This window comes from Mesorhizobium sp. WSM4842, from assembly GCF_055901575.1.
This window is the reverse complement of the sequence record NZ_CM148372.1, coordinates 1,954,150-1,977,773: the sequence shown is the minus strand read 5'-3', so window position 1 is coordinate 1,977,773 and position 23,624 is coordinate 1,954,150. Positions and strand designations below refer to the sequence as shown.

Sequence of the window (23,624 nt, the reverse complement as noted above, 5' to 3'; positions counted from 1 at the left end):
GTCAGTCCGCTGAGGCGACGATGTCGGCGAAGCGCTTTTGCGCCTCTTCCACGGTCATGTCCGGCTTGGCGAAGAACTCGGAGAAAAGGTCCTCCTTCTGCTTTTGGGTGTCTTGCGACAGCAACTGGTCCGTCCAGGGCATGACGCTGCCTTTGGCCAGGATGTCGAGCCCTTTCTTCATGCAGTCGTTCGCCGCCTTGAGGTCGATATCGCCGCGCACCGGCAGCGAACCCTTCTTGAGGTTGAAGGCGACCTGCGTCTTGGGATCGAGCAGCGTTTTGGCCAGCGCTTCCTGCGCCTTGGACTTTTCAGCGTCCTGCAGCAGCGGGAAGTAGAAGGCGTCGCCGCCGGTGGCGATGACCTCGTTTAGGCCAAGGCCGGGAAGGCACGTATAATCCTTGCCGGCGGTCTGGCCGGCAACCTGGAACTCGCCCTGCGCCCAGTCGCCCATGATCTGGCCGCCGGCCTTGCCGGAGATGACGAGATTGGTGGCCTGGTTCCAGTCCTGCACATTGGTGTTCTTCGCCATCTTGCGGGCATCGTCCGCAGCCTTGAACACCTTGGCGACTTCGGGCCCGGCGGCGAATTCGGCATCCTTGTCGCGATAGACCTTCAAGAAAGCGTCGGTGCCGCCGACCGCCGTAAGCAGCACGTCGAAGGCGCCCGAGGATTGCCAGGGCTGCCCGCCGACCGCCAGCGGTATGATGCCTGCCTTCTCCAGCGCCGGGGCGGCCGCGACATATTCATTCCAATTCTTCGGCACCGGCACACCGGCCTTTTCGAAGGCCGCGTTCGACAGCCACAGCCACTGCCAGGAGTGAATGTTAACCGGCACGCAATAGATCTTGCCGTCGAGGGTACAGCCGTCGAGCAGGCTCTTCGGCTGTACGATTTCCGCCCACTTGTCCCTGGTGGCGAGCTCGGTCAAATCGCGCATCAGACCGGCCTGCACCAGTTCTTCCGCTTGCCTTCCGTGGTTGAACTGGGTGGCGCCCATAGGGTCGCCGCCAGTGATGCGGCTGATCATGATCGGCCGCGCCGTGCCGCCGGAGCCGGCGATGGCGCCGTCGACCCAATGATTGCCTGTCGCGTCGAACGCCTTGGCGAATTCGGCGACCGCCGCCGCCTCGCCGCCCGAAGTCCACCAATGGGTGACTTCCAGATCCGTCGCTGCCGCCGGGCCGGCGAATGGCAGCGCGGTTGTCACCGCCAACGCAGCGGTCATGATTTGGTATCGCATTTCGGCTCCTCCCAGAATCTGAAACGTTACAGATTTTCGATAAGGCAATTGCGGGAGGCGCGCAACCCCCGAACAGGAGCAGCTCGGCATTTTTTCGAGTCGCGAACAAACCCGCCGCGCAATGTCCGCCTACTGCACCGCAGCAAGCCAGGTTGCATTGCAGAAATGATGCTGCAACGCTTGAAATTCGGCAAAGCCTTGCTCCGCGGGCAAGTCCTTGCCGACGCACACCGACTTTGCGTCGAACGGAGCGCCGCTCATCCAATCCAGCTTTTACTGGCCGCTGCGCGATGGCAAGTGACAATCTGTAACGTTTCAGTATATAGGGTGTTCATCACCGATTGCCGACCTGCACGGCAACTGCTATGCGCCTGACGGGCGGGATGAATGGACAGACATCAGACGGAAAAGGACGACGAGGCGTCGGCACTGGGCCGGCCGACGCTGAAGACGCTTGCCTTCATGACCGGGCTGGGCGTCACCACAGTGTCACGGGCGCTGAAGGACGCGCCCGAGATCGGCGCCGAAACCAGGCGACGCGTCCAGCTTGTCGCCAAGCAGATCGGTTACCGGCCGAACCGCGCCGGTGTGCGCCTGCGGACCGGCAAGACCAACGTCATCAGTCTCGTGCTCAACACCGAGCGCGAGATCATGAGCTTTGTCTCGGACATCATCTACGGCGTGTCGGAAGTCATCGCCGACACACCCTATCACCTGATCGTCACGCCCTATTCACGCTCGCAGGATCCCCTGGATCCGATACGTTATCTGGTGGAGACCGGCTCCGCCGACGGCGTCATCATTTCGCGCACCCAGCCGAACGACCCCAGGGCCCGTTACATGCTCGAGCGTGGCATCCCCTTTGCCACGCATGGCCGCACCGATATGGGGCTGATCCACCCCTATCATGATTTCGACAATTACGCGTTCGCGACCGAGGCTGTGCGCCACCTGGCCGGCATCGGCCGCCGCAGGCTGGCTCTCCTGGCGCCTCCAGTCGAGCTGACCTACCACAGTCATACGCTGAACGGCTTCACCGATGCGCTGAGCGAGGTCGGCGCCAGCGAGATCCCGTTCAACATCGTTTCGGTCGACCATTCGATCGAGCAGATCAGGATGAGGACCGCGCAGCTGATGCGCCGCGAGGTCAGGCCGGACGGTTTCGTCAGCAGTGCCGCTGCCGCGACACTCGCCATCGTCGCCGGCATCGAGGACGCCGGCCTCAAGCTCGGCCGGGATGTCGACGTGGTGTCCAAGCAGTCGTCCGACCTGCTGCACCTGTTCCGCAGGGAATTGCTGGTGGTCAACGAGAACTTCCGGCTGGCCGGCGCCGAGCTCGCCCGCTCGGTGTTGGGCTGGATCGGCGGCGCAACACCCGGCTCCTTGCAGAGCCTGAGCAAGCCGACCGAGGTTCTGGCCTATCGCCCTCCCGACTAGAGCAGATACGTTCAAATTGAACTGGGCATCCCGCTCCATCTATTTGTCTTAGCGCATTTCTGCGGCGCCAAGTGATTCCACTGGCTGCAAAATGCGCGCTGCTGACTGGCGCCTTGGGCCGCATCCAGTCGGTCCGGTTTCAGACCGTGGAAGGGAAAAGCGGTCATTGGCTTTTGCGGACGCTGCTGAAACCCAACTAGCAATTCTGTTTCATATCGCCTTCGATAGTCGCAGCGTCCTTGGCCCTTTATGAAATCATCTCTCGTAAGGCCCGAGTCCGAGCGTCAATTTCTGCCCGGCCTCTTGTCCCCGCGTGGCGGTATGGTTCTAGATAGCGCAGCCGATATGAGTTGGCCGTCGCAAATTCGTTGAGGTCGCTTTGCTGGCGATCCACGACGATCCACCCGTTTACCGAAAGAATGGTGAGTGCAGAGGTGATGTGCTGGCGCGCAATCCCTGAATATTCTGTGATTTTGTCGTAGCTCAGATCAACCCGGTTCGTCTCGTTGGCGGCATCTTGCTGTTCTCCCTAATCCATCGCTAGTGCGCCGCCATCTATGTGCGCCAATAGGCAGGCTGCCCAAGCACTAAGGCGAACACAGCGCCATCTCGCCCCGAATAGAACTTAACTACTTGCGTTAAGTCGCGTTGACAAGGCGGAATTATCGGCTATGTTCGAAGCTGATGGACATCGAGTTCGCAGACCCGCGCCTAGCGCTGATTGAGACGGAAGCCGCAGCGGACAGCCGCTTGCCAGTCGCCGTCATCCAGACTGCGCGTCAACGCTTTAGCGTCATGCGGGCAGCGCCTGATGCGCGCACGCTGCACAACTGGAGGAGTCTTGGCTTGAAGCCGCGCGCTGGATCGGCGGAGCACCTCGTGGTGCTCTCGCCGCAATGGGCGATAGTGGTCAAAATCATAGAAAAGAACGGCATCATGACGGTGGTCATTACAGCAATGGAAGAGCATCTGCGGGTGGTGGCATGACGGGGAACAGCAATCAGGTAGCCATCGAGCCACCGGGCACGTTTATCAAGATGGAGCTGGAAGCGCGTGGATGGTCGCAGCGCGATCTCGCCTTCATTCTTGGCCAGACCGAGCAGCAGCTCAATCCGCTTTTGTCCGGCAAGCGTGGCATCACCCCCGATATGGCGCGCCTGCTCAGCGACGCGTTCGATACGTCGCCGGAGTTCTTCCTGAACCTTCAGGGCCGTTATGACCTGCAGAATGCCAAGGAGCCGGATCCGGCGGTGAAGACTCGGGCCGGGCTGCAGGCTCACTTCCCCGTACGCGACATGATCCGGCGCGGTTGGATTCAGGACGGCGAAGCATCCCTGCTCCATCTCCAAATGTCTCGCTTCTTCGAAGCAGCCAATGACGATATGCTGGGTGACATCGCATTCGCTGCGAAGCGCACGCATTATGACGCTACGCCGCCGCATCAGCTCGCGTGGGTGTTTCGAGTACGCCAGCTTGCCAGACAGATGGAGGTCGAAACTTTTTCGACCGAAAAGCTCGGTGCACTTCTGCCCAAATTGCGCAGCTTGATGGTCGATCCCGAAGCGGTCGCCTTCGTGCCAAGCTTCTTGGCGGGCTGCGGAGTCCGCTTTGTCGTCGTCGAGGTTCTGCCCAACGCCAAGATCGATGGGGTCTGTACCTGGCTTGACGATGGGTCCCCCGTGATCGGCATGTCTACGCTGTACGATCGGCTCGATAACTTCTGGTTCGTACTACGGCATGAGATCGAGCATGTACTGCAGGGTCATGGCAAACAATCGATCGGGATAGTCGATCACCTGACGGGCGAGAGCGCCAACGATGCAAACGGAGAGGCGGACGAGGAGACTGTTGCCAACACTGCGGCCGCCGACTTCTGCGTCCCGTCAGCGAAGATGTCGTCCTTCTATGCCCGCAAGCATCCCTATTTCTCGGAGCGCGACGTTGTCGGTTTCGCGGCGCTATTGGCCATCCACCCCGCGATCGTGGTTGGCCAGCTCCAGAAGCGGATGAAACGCTTCGATTATCTGCGCAAGTATCAGGTTCCGGTCCGTGGGCATCTCCTCAAGGAGGCCATCGCCGATGGCTGGGGCAATGTGGCCGAAGCACAGCTTTAGGGATAGGATCTACACGTGGCGACCTTCAGCGAACAGATGCAAGCGATCTTTGGACGCTATACCGAGGAAGTAAGTACGGACCCCGTTTCGCTGGATGAGGTCGCGGCCTGGGCGATCGAGCGCGGGCTTTACAGGCCCGCCCCGCGCGACATCGTGAAAATCTGTCGCGACGCTTTGGCGGACAGCCTGCGCCAGGAGAAGCGTGTCGATGAGAAAGGGCGCAAGTATCGCGCCAAACATTCGATCCGTACCTGGATCGAAGGCCAGCAGCTGAGCCTGTGGGCTGATATCGACATGGCACCACGCTCCTTCTTAGAAAAGTCTTTCGGTCAGCGTCGTAAATCGATCGCGGATGACTGTTTCCAAATCAAACAGGATGTCGACCACTTCAATGACGAGCATCCGGAGGAAGAGCCCATTCAGATGATCATCGACTTCACGGATGACGTTGCCGAGATGGAAGCCGCTGTGCGGCAGGATACAGGAGACGAAGAGGCTGCGTAAGCAGTCTGGCCGGTGAATCCCACAGTCAGCCGTCCCGAGATGGCTAGGCCCCGAACCCGAACGAACGACCGCTTTCAGGCTGTCCGTTCCGCGCGTCGAACGGCGTAGATGCGGCGCGTTCCAGACCGGCAGCTGTAGGGCCGAAACCAAACAGGAAGCTTCTATCTTCCAAGCAAGATAGTGAAAGTTCCTCCGCATTGTACAAACCGTTTCAGGAGTACCTTCCATCTCCGGAGGCCGCTTCGCGGCCGCGGTAGCTCCGGAAGCGCAAGCCCCGCATGCAGATCGACCGTCCTACCAAGTGACTGCTATGTACTTGGTCTCGCAGAACTCAAGAATCCCATGGTGGGCGCCCTCGCGGCCGAGCCCGCTTTGCTTCGTTCCGCCGAATGGCGCTGCGGGGTCCGACACGAGACCGCGATTCAGCCCGACCATGCCGCTGTCCATCCGCTCCGAGACGCGCATGCCGCGCGCCAGATCTCGGGTATAGACATACGACATGAGACCGTATTCCGTGGCATTGGCCAGCTCGATAACCTCGTCGTCGGTATCGAAAGTCGTGAGTGCGGCAATCGGACCGAAAATCTCCTCAGCCGAAATCCTCGAATCCGGCGAGACGCCGGACAGCACGGTTGGAGCGAAGAAGTATCCTTTACCGTCGAGCGGTGCGCCGCCCACAAGCACCTTGGCGCCTCTCGTTGTGGCGTCCGTTACCAAGCCGGTGAGCCGCTCGACGGCCTTCCTGTTGATCAACGGACCGCATTGCGATTTGGGATCGTATCCGGCCCCGACCTTCATCACCTTCATTCGTTCGACGAGCCCGGCGGAAAATGGCTCGGCAATGCCGGACTGGACGTAGAAGCGGTTCGCCGCCGTACAAGCTTCTCCGCCGTTGCGCATCTTCGCCACCATTGCGCCCTCGATGGCCGCATCCAAGTCGGCATCGTCGAAGATGATGAAGGGGGCATTTCCGCCGAGTTCCATAGAGCACGACACGATCGTTCCAGCTGCTTCGCGCAGGAGTGTCCTGCCGACCTCGGTGGAACCAGTGAAGGAGAGCTTACGCACGCGGGGATCGTTCAGCATGGCGCTGACGACTGGGCCAGACTGCGAGGTGGTGACCACGTTGACCACGCCGTCAGGCACTCCGGCTTGCTTATAAAGGTTGGCCAGGACGAGCGCGGTCAGCGGCGTCTCCGTAGCAGGCTTCAAGACGCATGTGCAGCCCGCCGCCAGCGCCGGTCCGATCTTGCGAGTGGCCATGGCAGCCGGGAAGTTCCAAGGGGTGACCAAAACCGCGACCCCGATCGGCTGATGTTGAACGATGATCTTGTTTGCGCCGCTCGGTGCCGTCGATATCTCGCCATTGAGACGAACGGCCTCCTCCGCAAACCAGCGAAAGAACTCCGCTGCGTAGACCACCTCGCCCTGCGCGTCGTTCAAGGTCTTGCCGTTTTCCAGGCTTATGAGCTCGGCCAGCATGTCCTTGTTTTCGATCATTAGCTCGAAGCAGCGGCGCAGGATCTCAGAACGCTTGCGCGGAGCGGTGGCCGCCCAGCCCTTCGCGGCTCTGTGCGCGGCCGCTACCGCCTCCATCGCGTCGTCGACCGTCGCATCCGCCACAGACACGATCACGTCTCCGCTCGATGGATCAATGACCTCTATGTTTTTCCCCTCCGTGCCGCCTCTCCATTGTCCGTCGATGAAAAGGCCGATGGGCAGCGAAGCGATACCTAGACTGAGAGGCGAAGAGGGTTTTGCAGCAACGTTCACGTCAGCTGGCCTTTCCTTGATCGTTGATCGGCGAAAGTGGATCCGGAAAGTTCCGCGAGATCCACCAGTCCTGTTGGATCGGCGCCGCCAAGCAGACGCTTTACATTCTGCACGGTCGTTAACGCCGCGCTATCCGCTTGCGTGCTTGCCGCGATATGCAGTGTGATGACGACGCGCGGATGCGCCCAGAGAGGATGCTCTGGCGGCAGCGGCTCCGGATCGGTCACGTCGATGAATGCGCCGGACAGCCTGCCGCTATCCAAGGACGACAGCAGCGCGTCGGCGTCGAGCTGACGTCTCCTGCCGGCGTGGACGAGGCAGGCGCCGCGCGGAAGGGCGCCGAACAGGTGGTCGTTCAGAATTCCGGTCGTATTCCCGGTTAGCGGCAGCAGGCAGACGAGTATGTCCGTCCGTGCAAGCATCTCCCGCAACCCAGCTTCGCCCTTATGACAAGTCACGCCGTCGATGGATCGCTGTGATCGGCTCCACCCCGAGAGCCGGAAACCGAAGGTCTGTAGCCCGCGAAGTGCGGCCTCACCCAGCACGCCCATGCCCAGCACGGAAACCCTGCGGTCGGCGGCCTGCGGGTGTTGCTCGAATTCCTTCCAGAGGCGACGGCGCTGCTGATCGATGTAGAGATGCAGATTTCGATGAAGCGAAAGGACAGCCATAGCGACATATTCGACGACCATCCTGGTAATACCCTCGTCTACCATGCGAACGAGCTTCACATCTGGAGGAATCGAGGCCCGGGCAAACTGGTCGACTCCCGCGCCGATGCAGAACACAGCCTGGAGGTTGGAATACCGCCGAAGGTTTGCTGGCACGTCCCACGTCATGATGAAGCGGATGTCGTCGTCGCCGATGGCGTCCGGGTCCATGCAGAACCGAACGTCCGGCAGGTGCTTCGAGAACACCTCGGCGAACACGGCCCCTCGCGTCGCATCACAGAGGAACAGGAATGCCATGCCGCCTCACGCATCCTTGCGACGGCGCAGCGTCTTCCGGTCATGGCGCTCATACATCCAGTACACGAGCGGAATGAACCATGGACGGCCGCGGTAAAACGGCACGGCCTTGGGCGACTGATCGAAATCGAATGCGGAGCGCGGCTGCTCCGCGTGCTCGAGGATCTTGAGCGCCGCCTTCTTGCCGAGCCACCGCGCCCAGACAATGCCGGAACCGCAATAGCCAGTCGCGTAAATGGTGTTGCCGCGCGAAAAGATGCGCGGGATCATATCCCGGTGCATGGCGACATTGCCGAACCAGCTATGCGTGATGCCGATATTGTCCAGTTCCGGGAAAAGCCTGGCGAGCTCCGTCCGCAGATTGACGGTCGGCGTGAGCGGATCGCCTGCGGTCGTGCCGTCGCGTCCGCCGAACAAGATACGGGACCCGTCGGGCGACGGGCGGTAGTAGTAGCTCAGCCTGCGCATGTCGCCATGCATCATGCGCGCGGGCATCAGCCAGTCCATAAACTCCTTGCCGACGGGCTCGGTCGCGATAATCCGGCTGCGGACCGGCACGAGCCGACGCCGTAACCAGGGATCGAACCCGTCGGTGTATCCGTCGGTGCATACGAGGAGTTTCTTCGCTAGGACGTCGCCGCGATCGGTAGTGACCCGCACGCCAGCGGTATCGCTGGTGGAACCTAGGACCGCAGTGTTCTCGTGCAGAATGGCGTCGGTCGCGCGCGCGACGCGGATCATGCCGGCGAGCAGCTTCGCGGGCTGAAGACCGCCGATATCCATACGGATCATGCCACCGACATAGAGGTCGGTTCCGATATATTTCCGGACGTCCGATCCGTTGACGGGGAAGGCTTCGATGCCAAGGCTGTCGCCAAGAAAGCCGGCATGACGTCGAAGCTCTTCCGTCTCCCCGGCGGTCATCGCGCCCTCGAACGATCCGGTCAGCACGAACTCAGCATCAATATTCTCCGCCTCGAGAAACCGCCAAAGGTCCTGCCGCGCGGCCTGCCCCTCCAGGAGGATGCCGTTCGCCCTGTCCAGACCGAAGCGCCTGACCAACTCCTTGCGGCTGGGCCGGATGCTGCCGCTTGCCATTCCACCGTTGCGGCTGGAGGCCGCCTGACCCAGCGACTGGCGGTCAAAAAGCTGGACGTGCTTGCCCGCACGCGTCAACTCGATCGCCGCCGACAGGCCCGTATAGCCGCCGCCAACGATCGCCACGTCGCAGCTCCGATCGAGCTTGCGGACCGGCAAAGGCGGAAAGGAGCAATCCTCCCACCAGTATGGCGTGGATTTGATCGATGTGGAAAGCGTCTGTGTCATGAACCGATACTGCTTCCGGGTTGCAAGGAAAGCTCGGGCGCCGACTAGTCTCGACTAACCCAGAGCTTGCGCGTGGTTTCGATGACCTTCCAGACGCCGGAGAAGCCCGGATGCATGACAAATGCGTCGCCGGCCATAATGCGACGCGGCTCCTTGCCGTCCTCGGTCAGCTCGGATACGCCTGATAGGATGACGCAGACCTCGAAAGTCTTGCCTTTTATCGAGCGATAGACGCCCGGCGTCGCCTCCCATAAGCCGGACTGGACCACTCCGTCGGCGGTCTGTGCGATGTCCCAGCTCAGAAAGCGCGGATCGCCTTCGATGAGCCTGTCCGGCGCAGGCTTGCCTTCGCGGGGCCGGGGCAAATCGTTCTGGTCGATAAAGGTGAGGTTGGACATATTGTTGGCCTTTCAGGACTGGCTTCAGCCGGGGATCGACAATCGTTTTTCGAGGAGCTTCATCACCATCAGTGCAACGACGCTGATTGTGAGATAGATGGCGGCGGTTATGATGAAGATGTCCATCACCGCGAACGTCTCGCTCATCAGGCGCTTGGCGTAGCCGGTGACCTCCAGAACGGTAATCGTGGAGGCGAGGCTAGACTCCTTAATGATGATGGCGACTTCGCTGCTGTAGGCGGGCAGCGCCTGTCGCACCGCCAGCGGGAACTTGACGCGCGCGAAAATATGCCAAGGCGACATTCCGCAGGCTTGCGCGGCTTCGATCACGCCCTTGGGCAAGGAGAGAAAAGCCGTGCGAAATGTCTCGGCGGTGTAGGCGCCGGAGTTCAGCACCACGGCAAGAATGGCCGCGTTTAGGCCGTCGCCTATCATCCACCACAGGATCGGGTTGTGGCGTATGAAGCTCACTTGAGCCAATCCGAAATAGATTACGAAGATCTGGACCAACATCGGCGTGCCGCGAAATATCGCGCAATAGGCGTCGCAAAAACTGCGAAGCACCCGGTTTCTCGATCCGCGCGCAAGGCCGACGAGGACTCCTAGCGGCAGACCCAGAACAACGCCGAAGACTGCGATGAGAAGCGTGATCTTGACGCCCTCCAGCAGAAACGGGAACGCATACGTCACGATGCCCAAGTCCATGTCACATCCCTCCGAAGCCGCGGTTGAGGACCCGTTCGATCCTCGAGAATGCGGTTTGGCTCGCGAGCGTCATGGCGAAGAACAAGGCTGCGGCAATGCAGTAGAAGAGCAGCGGCGACCGGGTGATGCCGGCGGCGATCGCAGCGGTCCGCATCAGTTCCTGGAGGCCAACGACCGAGATGAGCGACGTATCCTTGATCGTCATCTGCCACACATTGTTGATGCCGCCGAGCGCGAGCCGCAAGGCGAGCGGAAAGGTGATGCGAAAGAATGTCACCATTGGCGGGAGCGCCAAGGACCGGGCGGCTTCCAGCATCCCGGGGGGCACGGCTTGGAGAGCGCCGCGGATGACCTCGATTGAGTACGCACAGGAGATCAAGGCAATCGCTATGACGCCGACGATCATCGGATAGGCATTCTCGGCAACCTGCTCATAGCCGAACGTTCCCGCGACCGTTCTCACCCAGTCCAAGGAACCGTAGAACAGCAGGTAGATCACCAGCAGTCCCGGAATGCCGCGGATCAAGATGCTGTAGGCGTCCACCATCTGTGAGACGACCATGACCTTCTGCCAGCGCAGGATGGCCAGTGGCGTCGCCACCACGAAACCAAGCAGCATGCCGAGCAGCCCGATCGCAATTGTCACTGCACTGCCGCGCAGGAGAGCCAGCGCCCAGCCATGCTCCACCATCAGAACCCAGAAATCCTGCATAAACTCCATCCCATCCGCCTGCCTTGGGCGACGCCAAGGCAGGCCGCCACTATCGAAGGATCACTGCTTGCAGGGAATGGTGTAGTCGTCCTGGAACCACTGCATGGAAGCTTTCTTGACCGTGCCGTCGTTGATCATCTTGCACAGGGCCGCGTCGACCTTTGCCTTGAGATCGGTGTTGCCTTTGCGCATCCCGACGCCCATGCCTCGGCCGAGGACTTCCGGATCGTCCATGGAAATTATCCTGACATCGATTTTCGCGAAGTTCGCGCCGTCCGGCGTTGCCAGGAAGTCGACCCAGGTCGGTGAATCTCCGAAAGCTACGTCGATGCGGCCGCTAGCAAGGTCTGCAGTCAACTGGGTAACAGCATCGTAGGTTTTCAGATCGGCGCCCGTCATCCGCTTCTCGATGAACCTAGCGTAGGTAGTGCCTGTGACGACACCGACGGTCTTGCCGGCGATCGCCTCCTTGATTTCGTTAAGGCTTTTCAAGGCGGCCAGCGGCGAATCCTTTGCGACCGCGAAGTAAAGAGGCGTCGTTGCATAAGGGATTGAATAATCGATCTTCTTTTCCCGCTCGGCTGTAATGCCAAGACCTGAGATGATGACGTCAAATCGGTCGCTGTCCATTGACGGGACAAGCGAACTGAACGTCTGGACGACGAACTTACATTGGACCTTCAGTTCGGCGCAGATGCCATTGGCGATGTCCGCGTCGAAGCCGGTGACGTTGCCGCTCGGGTCGGCCATGCTGAACTTCGGCGCATCGCCTTCGGTGCCGATTCGCAAAACACCTTCTTCGGCCGAGGCCATAGTCGACGCAGCGGCGACGAGCAGCCCGGATGCGAATGCGTACCTGATAAACTTGCTGACGTTCATCTCTGTTACCCCTTTATTTGGCTTCTAATTATCTGGTGGCCTGCCATCAGGCATTGGCCGGCATGACGCTCGAAAGAAACCGCTTCACCGCTTCGCTCGCGGGGTTTCGAAACAGCTCGCCCGGCGTATCATCCTGCTCGAGGCGGCCCTTTTGCAGGAATATCATTCGGTTCGACACGTCTCTCGCGAACCGCATTTCGTGCGTCACGAGGAGGATTGTCGCACCATCCTCCGCAAGTTTGCGTATGATCTTCAAGACCTCTCCGACCAGTTCGGGATCGAGCGCGGAGGTCGGCTCGTCACACAGCATCAATTTCGGGCGCATCGCCAGGACGCGCGCGAAGGCGACGCGCTGCTGCTGGCCGCCCGAAAGCTGCTGCGGGTAGCGGTCGCGGAAGGTTTCCATGCCGACCCTCGACAGCGCCCAGAGCGCAATCTCTTCTGCCTCCTTCCGAGAAAGTTTAAGCACGTAAACGAGTGCCTCCGTCACGTTGCCGAGGACGGTGCGATGTGGCCAAAGATTGAAGTTCTGGAACACCATTCCGATCTGGCGTCGAAACCCTCTCACCGCAGCCGCGTTGACAATCTTCGGCTCTCCGCGCGCGTCGGAGGTCACAGAGATGGCCTCTCCCATGAATTCGATCTGTCCCGAGGTCGGCGTCTCCAAAAAATTGGTGCAGCGAAGCGCGGTGCTTTTCCCGCATCCCGACGATCCGATCATCGAGACGACCTCGCCTTCCTTCATGCTGAAGCTGACCCCGCCCAGCACCTTCGTGGAGCCGAATACCTTAACGAGATCTTTGACCTTCAGGACTTCGTCCATGGGCGAGACCTTACGACCGAGCATCACTAACCGGCCACCGCGCCATGCGCGTCCAGATCTACGAGCACGCCGTCTACAGCCGCCTTGGCGATACCGACCATCTCGTCGTCGAACACGACGAACGGTGCGTTCCCGCCGAGTTCCATGGAGCAGCTGACGACTCGGTCGGCCGCCTCCTTGCAAGGCTCGGCGGCAGCAGCGGCAGCATCTACCGAGGCGATCGCATCCGCGACGTCGCCGTCGGCGACTGTTGCAATGACTCGGGCCGTCGAAGGATCGACCACGTCGAAGGCGAGTGCGCTTTTCGCATTCAGCCACCGCCCGCCGATGAAGAGTTGCGTCCGCGCTTTGCCGGCGACCGCGGCCACGTCATTCTGGGATTCCGCGTAAGTCTTCTGTACTGGATTTGGCTTCACGTAGGACACCATTCGCAACCAAATTGGGTTAAAACATGCGATCAACTTAACATTGGTCTTGATATTGGTGTCAACATGGATCAAATTGGTTGCGAAAAAAGTTTTAAGGTAGGATGATGAGCGTCGTACTGAAGGATTTCATCGAGGCGGAGGGATTGGAGCCAGGCGACCGCCTGCCACCCGAGCGCGATTTGGCGCTAAAGCTTGGCCTGCCTCGCACCGCGTTGCGGAGGATGCTCGCTTCCCTCGAGAACGAGGGGCGCCTGACAAGGCACGTGGGAAGGGGCACGTTCATTGCAGGCAGCGGAGTCACGTCAACGGCACTACGCCGTCCGCCAGGCAACGCGGGCAACGCGGTCCGCACCTATCCAGCAGAGGTGTTCGAGACGCGTTTGATCATCGAGCCAAAAGTCGCCGGATTGGCCGCGCTCAGAGCGACGCCGCAGGAGATCGATCAACTACAAAAATCGATCGACAAGGGGAGCGCCGCCGAGACGCTTCTAGAGTTCGAAAAGTGGGATGCCGTCTTTCACCGCATCGTCATCGAGGCGGCAAGAAACGGTCTTCTTTCGTCACTGTACGAAGTAATCCATGAGGTGCGGGCCGGAAACCTTTGGGGTCGGATGAAAGAGCAATCACTCACACCGGACAGAATGAGGGGATACATTACCAACCATCGGGAAATTCTAGCGGCCATCAGGGACCGGGACAGCGTAGGGGCGGAGCTAAGTATGTACAACCATATTATGGAAGCGAGGGCGAACATCCTTGGTCCGCATGCATGAAACCATGGACTGAACGAACAAAACAAACGTGTGATTTAGGGGGCTCTTATAGCGGGCGCTCAAACGACGACGGACAGTGCACGCGCAGAGCGACCTTATGTGTTCACCTCCGATGTCTGCTTCTGGGCAAGTTAGATCGCACTCTACGGCCGAGGTTGCGGCGCTAACCTGCCGCTCCGCTCCCCCAAGGGCCATGGAACGCGCCCGGCCCGTCGATGCGCTCGAAGCCGTGCGCGCCGAAGAAATCGCGTTGCGCCTGGATCAGGTTCGAGGTGCCGCGGCCCTGGCGGTAGCTGTCGAAATAGGCCAGCGCCGAAGACAGCGCCGGCACCGGCGAGCCAGCCTCCGACGCCCTTGCCACGATGCGTCGCAGCGACGGGTGCGCTTCCTGCATCATCGCGATGAAGGCCGGTGCCATCAAAAGATTGGTGGCCGCCCCGCCGCTGCCGAAGGCTTCCGCCATGGTGTCCAGCAATTGCGAGCGGATGATGCAGCCGGCCCGCCAGATCTTGGCGATAGTCGGCATCGGCAGGTTCCAGTTGAATTCCTTCGACGCGCCGCTCATCACCGCGAAGCCTTGCGCATAGGCTGATATCTTGCCGGCGAACAGCGCCAGTTCGAGATCGTCGAGAAGCGCGTCCCTGTCTCCGGAAATGCTGGTCACGCCGCCTTTGCCATAGGCCTTTTCGGCGGCCAGGCGCTCGTCTTTGATCGACGACAGCACGCGCGCTGCAACCGCGGCCTCGATCGCGGTGGCCGGAATGCCGAGCTGCTGCGCCTCGATGACCGACCATTTGCCGGTGCCCTTCTGGCCGAAAACGGACCGGCAGCTGCGGAACCTGGACCTTCAAAAGCGTACAGGGGTGACGGCGACTGCCGTAGAAAATGGGCATCGAAGATAGGTGGATGCACGGAGATAGTAATGGTGGCGCCACTCCAATCAGCTTCCCAATGCTAGCCTCACGGCTGAGATCTGAAGCGGTTCATCTCGGCCTCTAATCACATGAAATCCGAGGTTCTCCGCGACGAGATGTGGAGGTAGAACACGGATACCGGCGAGAATATCTGCGGAGACCAGAATAGGTTGACCGAGCGCCTTGGATAGCGACTCCAGACGTCCAGTGGTATTCACGACATCGCCGAAATACGCAATCTTGTGTCGCTCAAGGCCAATCTCAGCCGTCACCACCGACCCGCAATGCAGGACGGCGCGAAACTCCGGCACTTGCCCGAAACGCGCTTGCCACGCCGCCGCCTGATCCCTTATGGCCGCCGCGAAGTCGAAGACGCAACGAAGACACGCGGCGTCCCGCATGCCGCGATCCATAGGCCAGGTGACCAGCGCCATATCCCCGATATAGTCATCAATAGAGCCCTGGGAGCGACGAACGGGAGACGCAAGTGCGTTGAATATCTGTCCGAGATAGGCCTGGGTTTCCAAATCGCCGTATCGCTCCGCGAAGTGCGTGGATCCGCTGACATCGAGAAACAGAAAGATGCGCTCCTCCTCGATGGGCCGGTGATAGCGCCCAAGAAGCAAGCTGGTGAACAGGCTCGGCCCGATAAGGTCACGCAGTCGGAACACGAATGCGACGAGCGTGGAGACACCGAGTGAATACAGAAGACCGGACTCCGACATCACCATGGCTTCCCGCGCGGTGCTCATATAGCCGATGAGATGGTGAAGCGCTGTGCCGGCGGCGGCGTTGCCGATCAAGATCATCAAACCGTAGGTTGCGATCGTAGTCACGACGAAGACCGGCGTTGCCGCTTGCCGGATGATATCGCGCCATCGGCGCAAGATAACGCCGCGCTCATACAACAGAATAGGAGTTCCGATGAACACGCCCCTGACTGCAGAGTGCAGGGCCTCGACGTCGAACATCAGCGCGTAGGCCAAGCCCGCTGCTGCCCCCACAATGGGTGCGAGGAGCCACTGCAAAGGGCGACGAAAGCGGTCCCGGCCAGTGTTCATTTCGTATCCTGCTCGATGACATCGGGCCCCCGGCGTGTTGCTCGGTGCGGTTGTGATTTCATCAGTTTCGCCCTGGGCACCCTCGATCATGTATCGCGGTATGGCGATTTGCTCAGGCCAGGCTCGCCACCTCCAGTATGGCGTCTGCAAATGCCCGCGGGGCTTCTTGCGGAAGATTATGCCCTATGCCGCCGGTAATGAGGCGGTGCTCGTACTTGCCCGAAAACTTCTTGGCATAGGCACTGGGGTCGGGATGCGGAGCGCCGTTGGCGTCACCCTCAAGGGTGATCGTCGGCACGCCGATCACCGGCGCCTTTGCAAGCCGCTGCTCCAGAACGTCATATTGCGGTTCGCCTTCTGCGAGGCCGAGCCGCCAGCGGTAATTGTGGATAACGACCGCCACATGATCCGGATTGTCGAAGGCCCTGGCGCTGCGCTCGAACGTGGCATCGTCGAAATTCCACTGCGGCGAGGCAATCTGCCAGATCAGCTTGGCAAAATCCCACCGATACTTTTCGTAGCCGACCTGGCCGCGTTCGGTGGCGAAGTAATACTGGTACCACCATTGCAGTTCGGCTTTCGGCGGCAGTGGCATCTTGTTGGCCTCCTGGCTGCCGATCAGGTAGCCGCTGACCGAAACAAGGGCCTTGCAGCGTCCCGGCCATAGCGCCGCGACGATGTTGGCCGTGCGTGCGCCCCAGTCGCAACCGCCGACAATCGCCTTATCGATCTGCAGTGCATCCATCAGCGCGATGACGTCAACGGCGACCACGGCCTGCTGGCCATTTCGCGGTGTTTCGCTGGAGAGAAACTGCGTCGAGCCGTAGCCGCGCAGATAGGGGACGATGACGCGAATGCCCCTCGACGCCAAAATGGGTGCAACGTCGATATAAGTGTGAATGTCATAGGGCCAGCCATGCAGGAGGATGACCGGCGCACCGTCGGCCGGTCCAAGCTCCGCATATCCGACGTTGAGCACGCCGGCGGTGACCTGTTTCAACGGGCCGAACGATGTATTCGTGCCCGGTTTGATTGTTGTGGCACCCGTTTTCGTCGCGCTGGGTTGTGCGCTTGCGGAGCCGGTCATGGCGAACTGAGCGATCGCGACGGTGGTGACGGCCGCGCCCAAAAGGTGCCGCCGATGGAGGTTTATCTGTTCGGTCATTGTGGTTGTACCCGTTGATAACATGGTGCCTGGTGGGAGATTATCTTCGGTCGACTGTCACATCGGACACGTCGACCGTGATAGGTGCGAATGCTTGGTTTGCGACCCCCTCGGCGTCATGCAGTAGCACACGCCGCCGTGTCGGGAATACGAACCCGTCAAAGGTTTTGTGATCATAAGCGTAGTGTGCGACCGGCGGGTTTCCCGTCACGTCGGGCGAATAGTCCATGCGCCGCTGCATGAACGCATCGTCGTAATAAAAGACCTGATCGGCGTTATGGTTGGCGATGGTCTTAGGGAACGTGACGGCCAGCCGTCGCCACGTTTGCGCGCCCTCTCTCCAAGGGGCGATTTCTCGTGCTTCGACACCGTGCAGTGTGAAGACGAACGGCGCCGTGAGGTAGTTCCATACGGCAAATAGCCAAATCAAAAATTCGGTGCACACTGTTGGCAATCGCGCGCAATTCACCACCATGTCCGCTTCCAGCAAAGGGCAACGCGGGTCATCGCGTCCGATTTCGCGGCGCTAACCCGCCGCGCCACTCCCCCAGGGCCCATGGAAAGCGCCCGGCCCGTCGATGCGCTCAAAGCCGTGCGCGCCGAAGAAATCGCGTTGCGCCTGGATCAGGTTCGAGGTGCCGCGGCCCTGGCGGTAGCTGTCGAAATAGGCCAGCGCCGAAGACAGCGCCGGCACCGGCGAGCCAGCCTCCGACGCCCTTGCCACGATGCGTCGCAGCGACGGGTGCGCTTCCTGCATCATCGCGATGAAGGCCGGTGCCATCAAAAGATTGGTGGCCGCCCCGCCGCTGCCGAAGGCTTCCGCCATGGTGTCCAGCAATTGCGAGCGGATGATGCAGCCGGCCCGCCAGATCTTGGCGATAGTCGGCATCGGCAGGTTCCAGTTGAATTCCTTCGACGCGCCGCTCATCACCGCGAAGCCTTGCGCATAGGCTGATATCTTGCCGGCGAACAGCGCCAGTTCGAGATCGTCGAGAAGCGCGTCCCTGTCTCCGGAAATGCTGGTCACGCCGCCTTTGCCATAGGCCTTTTCGGCGGCCAGGCGCTCGTCCTTGATCGACGACAGCACGCGGGCCGCCACCGCCGCTTCGATTGCGGTGGCCGGGATACCGAGCTGCTGCGCCTCGATTACCGACCATTTGCCGGTGCCCTTCTGGCCGGCGCGGTCGAGGATGATGTCGACCACCGGCTTGCCTGTCTTCGGATCGTCGGCAGCCAGCACCTTGGCGGTGATCTCGATCAGATAGGAGTTGAGCCGGCCCTTGTTCCAGCCGGCAAACACCTGCGCGATCTGCTTCGGCCCCATGCTCAAGCCGTCGCGCAAGATACCGTAGATCTCGGCGATCATCTGCATGTCGGCATATTCGATGCCGTTGTGGATGGTCTTGACGAAATGCCCGGCACCATCGGTGCCAAGCCATGCCGCACAGGGCTCATCCCTGAACTTGGCCGAAATGGCGGTCAGCACCTTTTCGACGCGTTTCCAGGACTCTTCCGTGCCGCCGACCATGATCGACGGTCCATGGCGCGCGCCCTCCTCGCCGCCGGACACGCCCATGCCGATGAAGGTGAGACCCGAATCGGTCAGCTCGGAAAAGCGTCGCATCGTATCGCGGAAATTGGCGTTGCCGGCATCGATGACGATGTCGTTGGCCGACAACACGCCGCGCAGCGCCGATATCTGCTCGTCGACCGGCTTGCCGGCCAGCACCATGATGATGATCGGCCGCGGCGGCCGGATGGCGGCGGCGAGTTCCTCCAGGCTGTAGCAGGGCACGACCATGTCCTTCAGCGCGCCGGCATTCTCGACGAAGGCGTCGGTGCGCGCGGCGGTGCGGTTGAAGACGGCTATGCGGTGCCCCTTCTCGGCGATATTGAGCGCCAGGTTGGAGCCCATCGTGCCAAGGCCGATCAGACCGATTTCGGCTTTTTCCATCGTTTCTTCCCTACTTTCGGATCTTTTGTTGAGGCCGCGATTTTACGGCGACGACCATTTTTGTTGGGATGCCATTCTTGCCGGGATGATTGACGGGCCTTCAGGGCGGCGTCAACCGCACTCGCCGAATTGTGTTGCAAACGGCAAGCTTGTCCTCACGGCCTGATGTCGATCGGCGCCTCTATCTTCACGATCTCAAAATCCGAGACGAGAATATCGAGCCGCGCCGTCCATCGGCCGGGAACCGGGACGACGAGATCGTCGACGCGCCAGGTGCCGTCGTCTGGTTTTTTCGCCGCGCGCTTGATCGGCTCGATCCCGGAGTCGGGTTTTGACAGCACCAGCGTCACTTGTTCAGCGTCGAGCGGGCCGAAATCGCCGGTCATGATGACGATCGAGGCGGCAACCGCTCCAACATGGCCGGGTGTGATGCTGAGGTTGGCCATCGCCTTCGGCGTGTGGATATGCACCGATGCCGGCTGCGCTGCTGCGATCGCCAGGGCGCGTGGCGGCGGCGTGAAGCGCCAGCCGGCGGCAACGCCGAAAATCCCCAGAACGATCAGCACTTCAATGCCGATCGAGCGAACCAGCCTCCTCTGTGCTTCCGTCTTTCCCGCTTCCGCCGGACCGGTCAGCCTCCAGCGGTTGATGGCCGCCAGGGCGAACAGAAACAACAGCAGCGCCAGCTTGACCAGCAGCAGCCGGCCGTAGGCGGTCTCGAGCAAAGCTGCGGGCGCCTGCACCTGGATCACAGCCAGCACGAAGCCAGTGGCCGCAAGCACGGCCACGACAGGCAGGATCGCCTGGGAAAACCGATGCAGGAAAGGCGCGGCCTCTGCCGGCTTCCGCCGCATGGCGAGACCGAGCGGCGCCAGCGCCCCGGCCCAGAACGCGATTCCCGCGCCGTGCAGAAACACCATCGGCCTTGTCAGCCATTGCGGTTCGGCGGCACTTGCATGCCCGCTGGCGGCGAGCGCGGCACCGACACCGGCCAGACCGGCAAAGCCAAACAGCTTTGCGCCGCCGCGCGGCCCGACCAGCGACAGCAGGCCAAGCCCGAGCGCCACCAGCGCGACCAGCACCGTCCGGCCGAAGCTGGTGCCGAGCCCGGCCTGCCAGACGCCCAGCTGCGCCAGCCGGGCGAGCGGTGCACCAAGCGCGTCCAGTCCCTGCAAGCCGAGCGACAAGGGCGCCGCGGCAAGGCCGCACAGGATTGCGGCTATGACGAAGCGACGGCCGGAACGCCCGCCCTTTGCCAGCCAGGCGATGGCAAAGGCGCCGCCGACGCCGAGAAACAGGCCGACATAGAGAAAGACCTTGCCGATCCAGATTGCCGACCTCAGGGCCCGGTCGACCGCGTCGGAGACGGCCGGCGCAGCGCTCGGCGCGCCGATCGAAAACAGCACCGAGCCGCCGACCGGATGGCCATCGGCGGAGATCACCCGCCAGCTCAGCACATGCGTGCCCGATTCGAGCCCTTGCGGATTGTCGATGTCGAGCGTCTGGCCATTGAGCCGAAAAGACGTCAGCGAAACCGGCGTTCCATCAGGCCGCACCAAGGTCAGCACCAGCGGTGACACCGGCTCGCTGAAGGTCAGCGAGAATTGCGCGGGGCTCTGCGCCAGCACGGCGCCGTCCGCCGGCTCGGTTGTGACCAGCGCCGCGTGGGCGAAGGCCTGACTTAGCGCGGCAAAGGCGGCAAGCAGCACGATTGCAGCCAGCAGGCAGATCGTAGGTCGGCCGGCTGTGCAGACCGTTCGCAGGAGGGATGCAGCACTCATGTCACGGTCACAAAAACAGCGGCGCGCTCTTTCGAACAAAGCGCGCCGCCAAATAATCATTGCTTCGGCGAAAGCTTGAGGCCGGGCGCCGGATATTCCAGCGCGTCCTCATCCTGGCCGGCCGCTGGTATCTCGATCCAGCGTTCGGCGGCGCCGTCGCATTCCTGCACCACCGGGAAGTAGAGCGTTTGGCCGGCCGGCAGATCCGCCGCCAGTGTCCCGCGGAAGACGAATTCGTCGTAGAATTCGTCCGGCAGGCTGCCGCCGCTCCAGTCGATTTGCTTGACGCCGCTGGCCACCGCCTGGCCGTGGAGCTGGTAGGACTTTTCGTATCTGCCTTGCTTGGCCTGCAGCGTCCAGCCCGGCTTCGGCATCGGCTTTACCGAAATCACCCCTTCCGGGATCTGCACGCGCACGGCGGTCGTCGCCTTGCCCTCGCAGCCATGCGGCACGCGCAGGATCGCCTTGTAGGTCGAGCCGACAGGCGCTTCCTGGGTTTCGAGCGTGACATGGGCGAAAGCCGTACCCGTCCCCAGGACGAAAAAAGCGCCGGCCGACAGAAGATAACTGTTCATGATGATTCCTCGAGTTTGAATTGTACGGATCAGGCCGGATCAATTGGCATGGTCAGCCATGCCGCCCGTTTCGCCCATGCCCCCGACGGCGAACTCGACGGCGACCGTGCCGGCTTTCTCGAAGGTCAGCGTTGCTGGAAACGTCTCGCCTTGCTTCGGTTGCCGTTTCAGCGCGACGAACATCAGATGATAGCCGCCGGGTGCCAGCGCGACTTTGCCGCCGGCCGGGATTTCGAGGCCGCCGGTGACCGGCCGCATGGTCATGACGCCGTCCTTGACGCCCATCTCATGCAGTTCGGCCTTGGCCGAAATTTCAGAGGAGATCGACAGCAGCCGGTCCGGCGAACTGCCGGTGTTGGTGATGGTGAAGTAGCCGCCGGCCACTTTGGCGCCAGGCGGCGTGGCGCGCGACCAGGGATGCACGATCTCAAGGTCGCCGACCTTGAACTCATGCGCGAAAACGGCCTGGGCGCTGACGAACAGCAGGGCGAGGAGGAACACGGTGATGCCGAGTCGCTCCTCGAAGCTGTGCAGGAAGGACCTGTTGCGGCCGAACCGCGCGCGGAAAGAATGAGACATGATAGCTCCAGAACTGAGAAATCGCGCCGTCGGCCGGTCGCGAACAGTTTCGATGTTGAACGAATTCGCTCGCGAAAAATTCCGCAAGGCGAACTGGGACGGATCAGGCCGTCACTGGCGGCGCGCGCGGATTCGACGGAGAGCGGTCGCGGGCAAAGTCGAGATGCCTGAACGCCGGCAGCACAAAGGCGACGGTTTCGATGGAAAAGTCGCCGGCCACCGTGGCGGCAGCGGGTGGCGGCGCATAGGCAGCCGCGGCCACACCGCAGCCAAGCATGCAGCAAGCCGGCATGTGCTGCTGCGGATCGCCGCCTGGAAGCTGGGCCGCGCCCTCCTGGGTGCAGATGACATTGCCGAAAGCGTCGAGTTGCGAAGCATTCGGGCTTAAGCCGAAGGCGAATGCGCCAAGCGCCGACTGAAGCACGAGCAAGCAGGCCACGGCGAACGCGGCCGGCATGCTCCATCGTCTCCGCCGGATTGTCAAAGACCTGCCTCTTCACGCAGCAACGGCCAGATGTCTAGCACGGGCTCAGCAGGTGGAAAATCGCCAAATCACTGCTGCGGCAACGCGGCGCGATCGGGGCGCTGCTGGCCTTCCGGAATCGACGTCAGCAGCGTGTGCCGCGCCGACTTCAGATGCTTGCGGCAGGCGGCGTCGACCTTATCGGGATCGCGCGATTTGAGCGCTGCGATATAGGCCAGATGCTCCGCGACCGCCACTTCGTTGCGCTCGCGCTCCTGCGCCTTGTTCCACTGGTAGTGGTAGTGGAAGATCATGGCGATGACGTCGTAGAAATCGACGATGAAGCGATTGTGCGACGCGCGGTGTATCAGCCGGTGAAAGCGCTCGTCGAGCTCCGAGAATTCGTTGAAGCGCGTGGCGATCTCACGCGCCAGCCGGCGATGCTCGTCTTCCAGGAGGTCGAGGTCGGCCCAGACCGGGCTGTCTTCCGGCAGGGCGGCGAAGGCGGCAGCCGAGCGAAGTTCGAACATCTCGCGGATTTCGGTCAATTCCAGCGCAAAAGCGCGGGTAAAACCTTTCAGCACCCAATGGCTGTTGCGGCGTTTCTCGATCAGCCCGAAGCGGGAGAAGCGGATCAGGAACTCGCGCACGCTGGTGGTGCCGACGCCGATCTCGCGCGCCAGCTCGAGCTCGTTGATCTGCATGCCGGGCTCGGCGCCGCCGGCAAGCAGCCGCCGCATGAAGGAGCGCTCGATGATCTGCGACAGCGTGTCGGTCTCTTCCTCGGGGAAAAAGTCGTCCGGCCGCGGCACGCGCAAAACCGTCTTGCTGCGCTTGTTCCAGGTGATCAGCCCCGTCTCTTCCATGCGCGCAAGGATGGTGCGGATCGTCGTGCGGCTGACGCCGAGCAGCGTGCCCAGCTCGGGCTCAGACGGCAGGCTTTTCGTTTCATCGAGCAGCCGCAGACCGCGATTGTAGGCGTCCTTATAGACGTTATTGCTCTTCGACATCCCTGCCCCATTGCGCGCCGGCGCTTGCGGCGGCCGGCTTGA

Annotated in this window: 24 protein-coding genes and 1 pseudogene; 5 read left to right on the top strand and 20 right to left on the bottom strand. The window is 61.5% G+C overall.

Going from position 1 to position 23,624, the window contains the following annotated elements:
- Position 1: 1 nt before the first annotated feature.
- On the bottom strand, positions 2–1,240 hold the full coding sequence (locus AC0NIE_RS09490; RefSeq protein WP_473487865.1) for an ABC transporter substrate-binding protein: 1,239 nt from the start codon (positions 1,238–1,240) through the stop codon (positions 2–4).
- A gap of 387 nt (positions 1,241–1,627) precedes the next feature.
- On the opposite strand from AC0NIE_RS09490, the gene AC0NIE_RS09485 reads away from it, so the two are divergent.
- The 4 genes from AC0NIE_RS09485 to AC0NIE_RS09470 all read left to right on the top strand — a co-directional run bounded on the left by AC0NIE_RS09485 (position 1,628) and on the right by AC0NIE_RS09470 (position 5,295).
- A complete protein-coding gene (locus AC0NIE_RS09485) occupies positions 1,628–2,677 on the top strand; it encodes a LacI family transcriptional regulator (protein WP_473487864.1) in 1,050 nt (349 codons plus the stop codon).
- Positions 2,678–3,361: 684 nt separating this feature from the next.
- Positions 3,362–3,664, top strand: a complete 303-nt coding sequence (locus AC0NIE_RS09480; protein WP_473487863.1) for a hypothetical protein — start codon at positions 3,362–3,364, stop codon at positions 3,662–3,664.
- Positions 3,661–4,791, top strand: a complete 1,131-nt coding sequence (locus AC0NIE_RS09475; RefSeq protein ID WP_473487862.1) for a HigA family addiction module antitoxin — start codon at positions 3,661–3,663, stop codon at positions 4,789–4,791. The genes AC0NIE_RS09480 and AC0NIE_RS09475 overlap by 4 nt, the downstream gene beginning before the upstream one ends.
- A 15-nt stretch (positions 4,792–4,806) precedes the next feature.
- Positions 4,807–5,295: a hypothetical protein gene (locus AC0NIE_RS09470; protein ID WP_473487861.1), complete on the top strand. Its 489-nt coding sequence runs from the start codon at positions 4,807–4,809 to the stop codon at positions 5,293–5,295.
- Positions 5,296–5,589: 294 nt separating this feature from the next.
- Here the strand turns inward: AC0NIE_RS09470 and AC0NIE_RS09465 are convergent, their stop codons facing one another.
- Genes AC0NIE_RS09465 through AC0NIE_RS09425 form a run of 9 tightly spaced genes read right to left on the bottom strand, consistent with a single transcriptional unit; the run spans position 5,590 to position 13,379 of the window.
- Positions 5,590–7,068 (bottom strand): NAD-dependent succinate-semialdehyde dehydrogenase, encoded by a 1,479-nt coding sequence (locus tag AC0NIE_RS09465; RefSeq protein ID WP_473487860.1) that lies wholly within the window; start codon positions 7,066–7,068, stop codon positions 5,590–5,592.
- Positions 7,065–8,036: a 2-hydroxyacid dehydrogenase gene (locus AC0NIE_RS09460; protein WP_473487859.1), complete on the bottom strand. Its 972-nt coding sequence runs from the start codon at positions 8,034–8,036 to the stop codon at positions 7,065–7,067. The genes AC0NIE_RS09465 and AC0NIE_RS09460 overlap by 4 nt, the downstream gene beginning before the upstream one ends.
- 6 nt (positions 8,037–8,042) lie before the next feature.
- The gene (locus AC0NIE_RS09455) at positions 8,043–9,362 is read right to left on the bottom strand and encodes an NAD(P)/FAD-dependent oxidoreductase (protein ID WP_473487858.1); all 1,320 of its coding nucleotides are present in this window, start codon (positions 9,360–9,362) and stop codon (positions 8,043–8,045) included.
- Positions 9,363–9,406: 44 nt separating this feature from the next.
- Complete coding sequence (locus tag AC0NIE_RS09450; RefSeq protein WP_473487857.1) at positions 9,407–9,760, bottom strand: cupin domain-containing protein; 354 nt, start codon at positions 9,758–9,760, stop codon at positions 9,407–9,409.
- 24 nt (positions 9,761–9,784) lie between these two features.
- On the bottom strand, positions 9,785–10,465 hold the full coding sequence (locus AC0NIE_RS09445) for an ABC transporter permease (protein ID WP_473487856.1): 681 nt from the start codon (positions 10,463–10,465) through the stop codon (positions 9,785–9,787).
- 1 nt (position 10,466) lies between these two features.
- Positions 10,467–11,177 (bottom strand): ABC transporter permease, encoded by a 711-nt coding sequence (locus AC0NIE_RS09440; protein WP_473487882.1) that lies wholly within the window; start codon positions 11,175–11,177, stop codon positions 10,467–10,469.
- 60 nt (positions 11,178–11,237) lie between these two features.
- Positions 11,238–12,056, bottom strand: coding sequence for a transporter substrate-binding domain-containing protein (locus tag AC0NIE_RS09435; protein WP_473487855.1), 819 nt, complete (start codon positions 12,054–12,056; stop codon positions 11,238–11,240).
- Between the two features lie 46 nt (positions 12,057–12,102).
- Positions 12,103–12,879, bottom strand: a complete 777-nt coding sequence (locus AC0NIE_RS09430) for an amino acid ABC transporter ATP-binding protein (RefSeq protein ID WP_473487854.1) — start codon at positions 12,877–12,879, stop codon at positions 12,103–12,105.
- Between the two features lie 26 nt (positions 12,880–12,905).
- Positions 12,906–13,379: a hypothetical protein gene (locus tag AC0NIE_RS09425; RefSeq protein WP_473487884.1), complete on the bottom strand. Its 474-nt coding sequence runs from the start codon at positions 13,377–13,379 to the stop codon at positions 12,906–12,908.
- Positions 13,380–13,411: 32 nt separating this feature from the next.
- Between AC0NIE_RS09425 and AC0NIE_RS09420 the strand changes: the two genes are divergently transcribed.
- Positions 13,412–14,080 carry a FadR/GntR family transcriptional regulator gene (locus AC0NIE_RS09420; protein ID WP_473487881.1) on the top strand — a complete coding sequence of 223 codons (669 nt, stop codon included), beginning with the start codon at positions 13,412–13,414 and terminating at the stop codon, positions 14,078–14,080.
- A 163-nt stretch (positions 14,081–14,243) separates the two neighbouring features.
- On the opposite strand, the pseudogene AC0NIE_RS09415 reads toward AC0NIE_RS09420, so the two are convergent.
- The 10 genes and pseudogenes from AC0NIE_RS09415 to AC0NIE_RS09370 all read right to left on the bottom strand — a co-directional run.
- A pseudogene (locus tag AC0NIE_RS09415) lies at positions 14,244–14,894 on the bottom strand (NADP(+)-dependent, decarboxylating phosphogluconate dehydrogenase); the annotation flags it as partial.
- A 126-nt stretch (positions 14,895–15,020) separates the two neighbouring features.
- Entirely contained in the window at positions 15,021–16,055 is a 1,035-nt protein-coding gene (locus AC0NIE_RS09410; protein ID WP_473487853.1) for an adenylate/guanylate cyclase domain-containing protein, read from the bottom strand.
- Positions 16,056–16,167: 112 nt separating this feature from the next.
- On the bottom strand, positions 16,168–17,220 hold the full coding sequence (locus tag AC0NIE_RS09405) for an alpha/beta fold hydrolase (protein WP_473487852.1): 1,053 nt from the start codon (positions 17,218–17,220) through the stop codon (positions 16,168–16,170).
- Between the two features lie 40 nt (positions 17,221–17,260).
- Positions 17,261–17,695: a hypothetical protein gene (locus AC0NIE_RS09400; protein WP_473487851.1), complete on the bottom strand. Its 435-nt coding sequence runs from the start codon at positions 17,693–17,695 to the stop codon at positions 17,261–17,263.
- 51 nt (positions 17,696–17,746) lie between these two features.
- Positions 17,747–19,174, bottom strand: coding sequence for an NADP-dependent phosphogluconate dehydrogenase (gene gndA / locus AC0NIE_RS09395; protein WP_473487850.1), 1,428 nt, complete (start codon positions 19,172–19,174; stop codon positions 17,747–17,749).
- A gap of 155 nt (positions 19,175–19,329) precedes the next feature.
- Entirely contained in the window at positions 19,330–20,955 is a 1,626-nt protein-coding gene (locus AC0NIE_RS09390) for a copper resistance CopC/CopD family protein (protein ID WP_473487849.1), read from the bottom strand.
- Between the two features lie 56 nt (positions 20,956–21,011).
- The gene (locus AC0NIE_RS09385; RefSeq protein ID WP_473487848.1) at positions 21,012–21,530 is read right to left on the bottom strand and encodes a YcnI family copper-binding membrane protein; all 519 of its coding nucleotides are present in this window, start codon (positions 21,528–21,530) and stop codon (positions 21,012–21,014) included.
- A gap of 39 nt (positions 21,531–21,569) precedes the next feature.
- Positions 21,570–22,109: a copper chaperone PCu(A)C gene (locus AC0NIE_RS09380; protein WP_473487847.1), complete on the bottom strand. Its 540-nt coding sequence runs from the start codon at positions 22,107–22,109 to the stop codon at positions 21,570–21,572.
- Positions 22,110–22,212: 103 nt separating this feature from the next.
- Positions 22,213–22,566, bottom strand: a complete 354-nt coding sequence (locus tag AC0NIE_RS09375; RefSeq protein ID WP_473487846.1) for a DUF2946 family protein — start codon at positions 22,564–22,566, stop codon at positions 22,213–22,215.
- Positions 22,567–22,661: 95 nt separating this feature from the next.
- The gene (locus tag AC0NIE_RS09370; RefSeq protein WP_473487845.1) at positions 22,662–23,582 is read right to left on the bottom strand and encodes a GntR family transcriptional regulator; all 921 of its coding nucleotides are present in this window, start codon (positions 23,580–23,582) and stop codon (positions 22,662–22,664) included.
- Positions 23,583–23,624 lie beyond the last annotated feature (42 nt).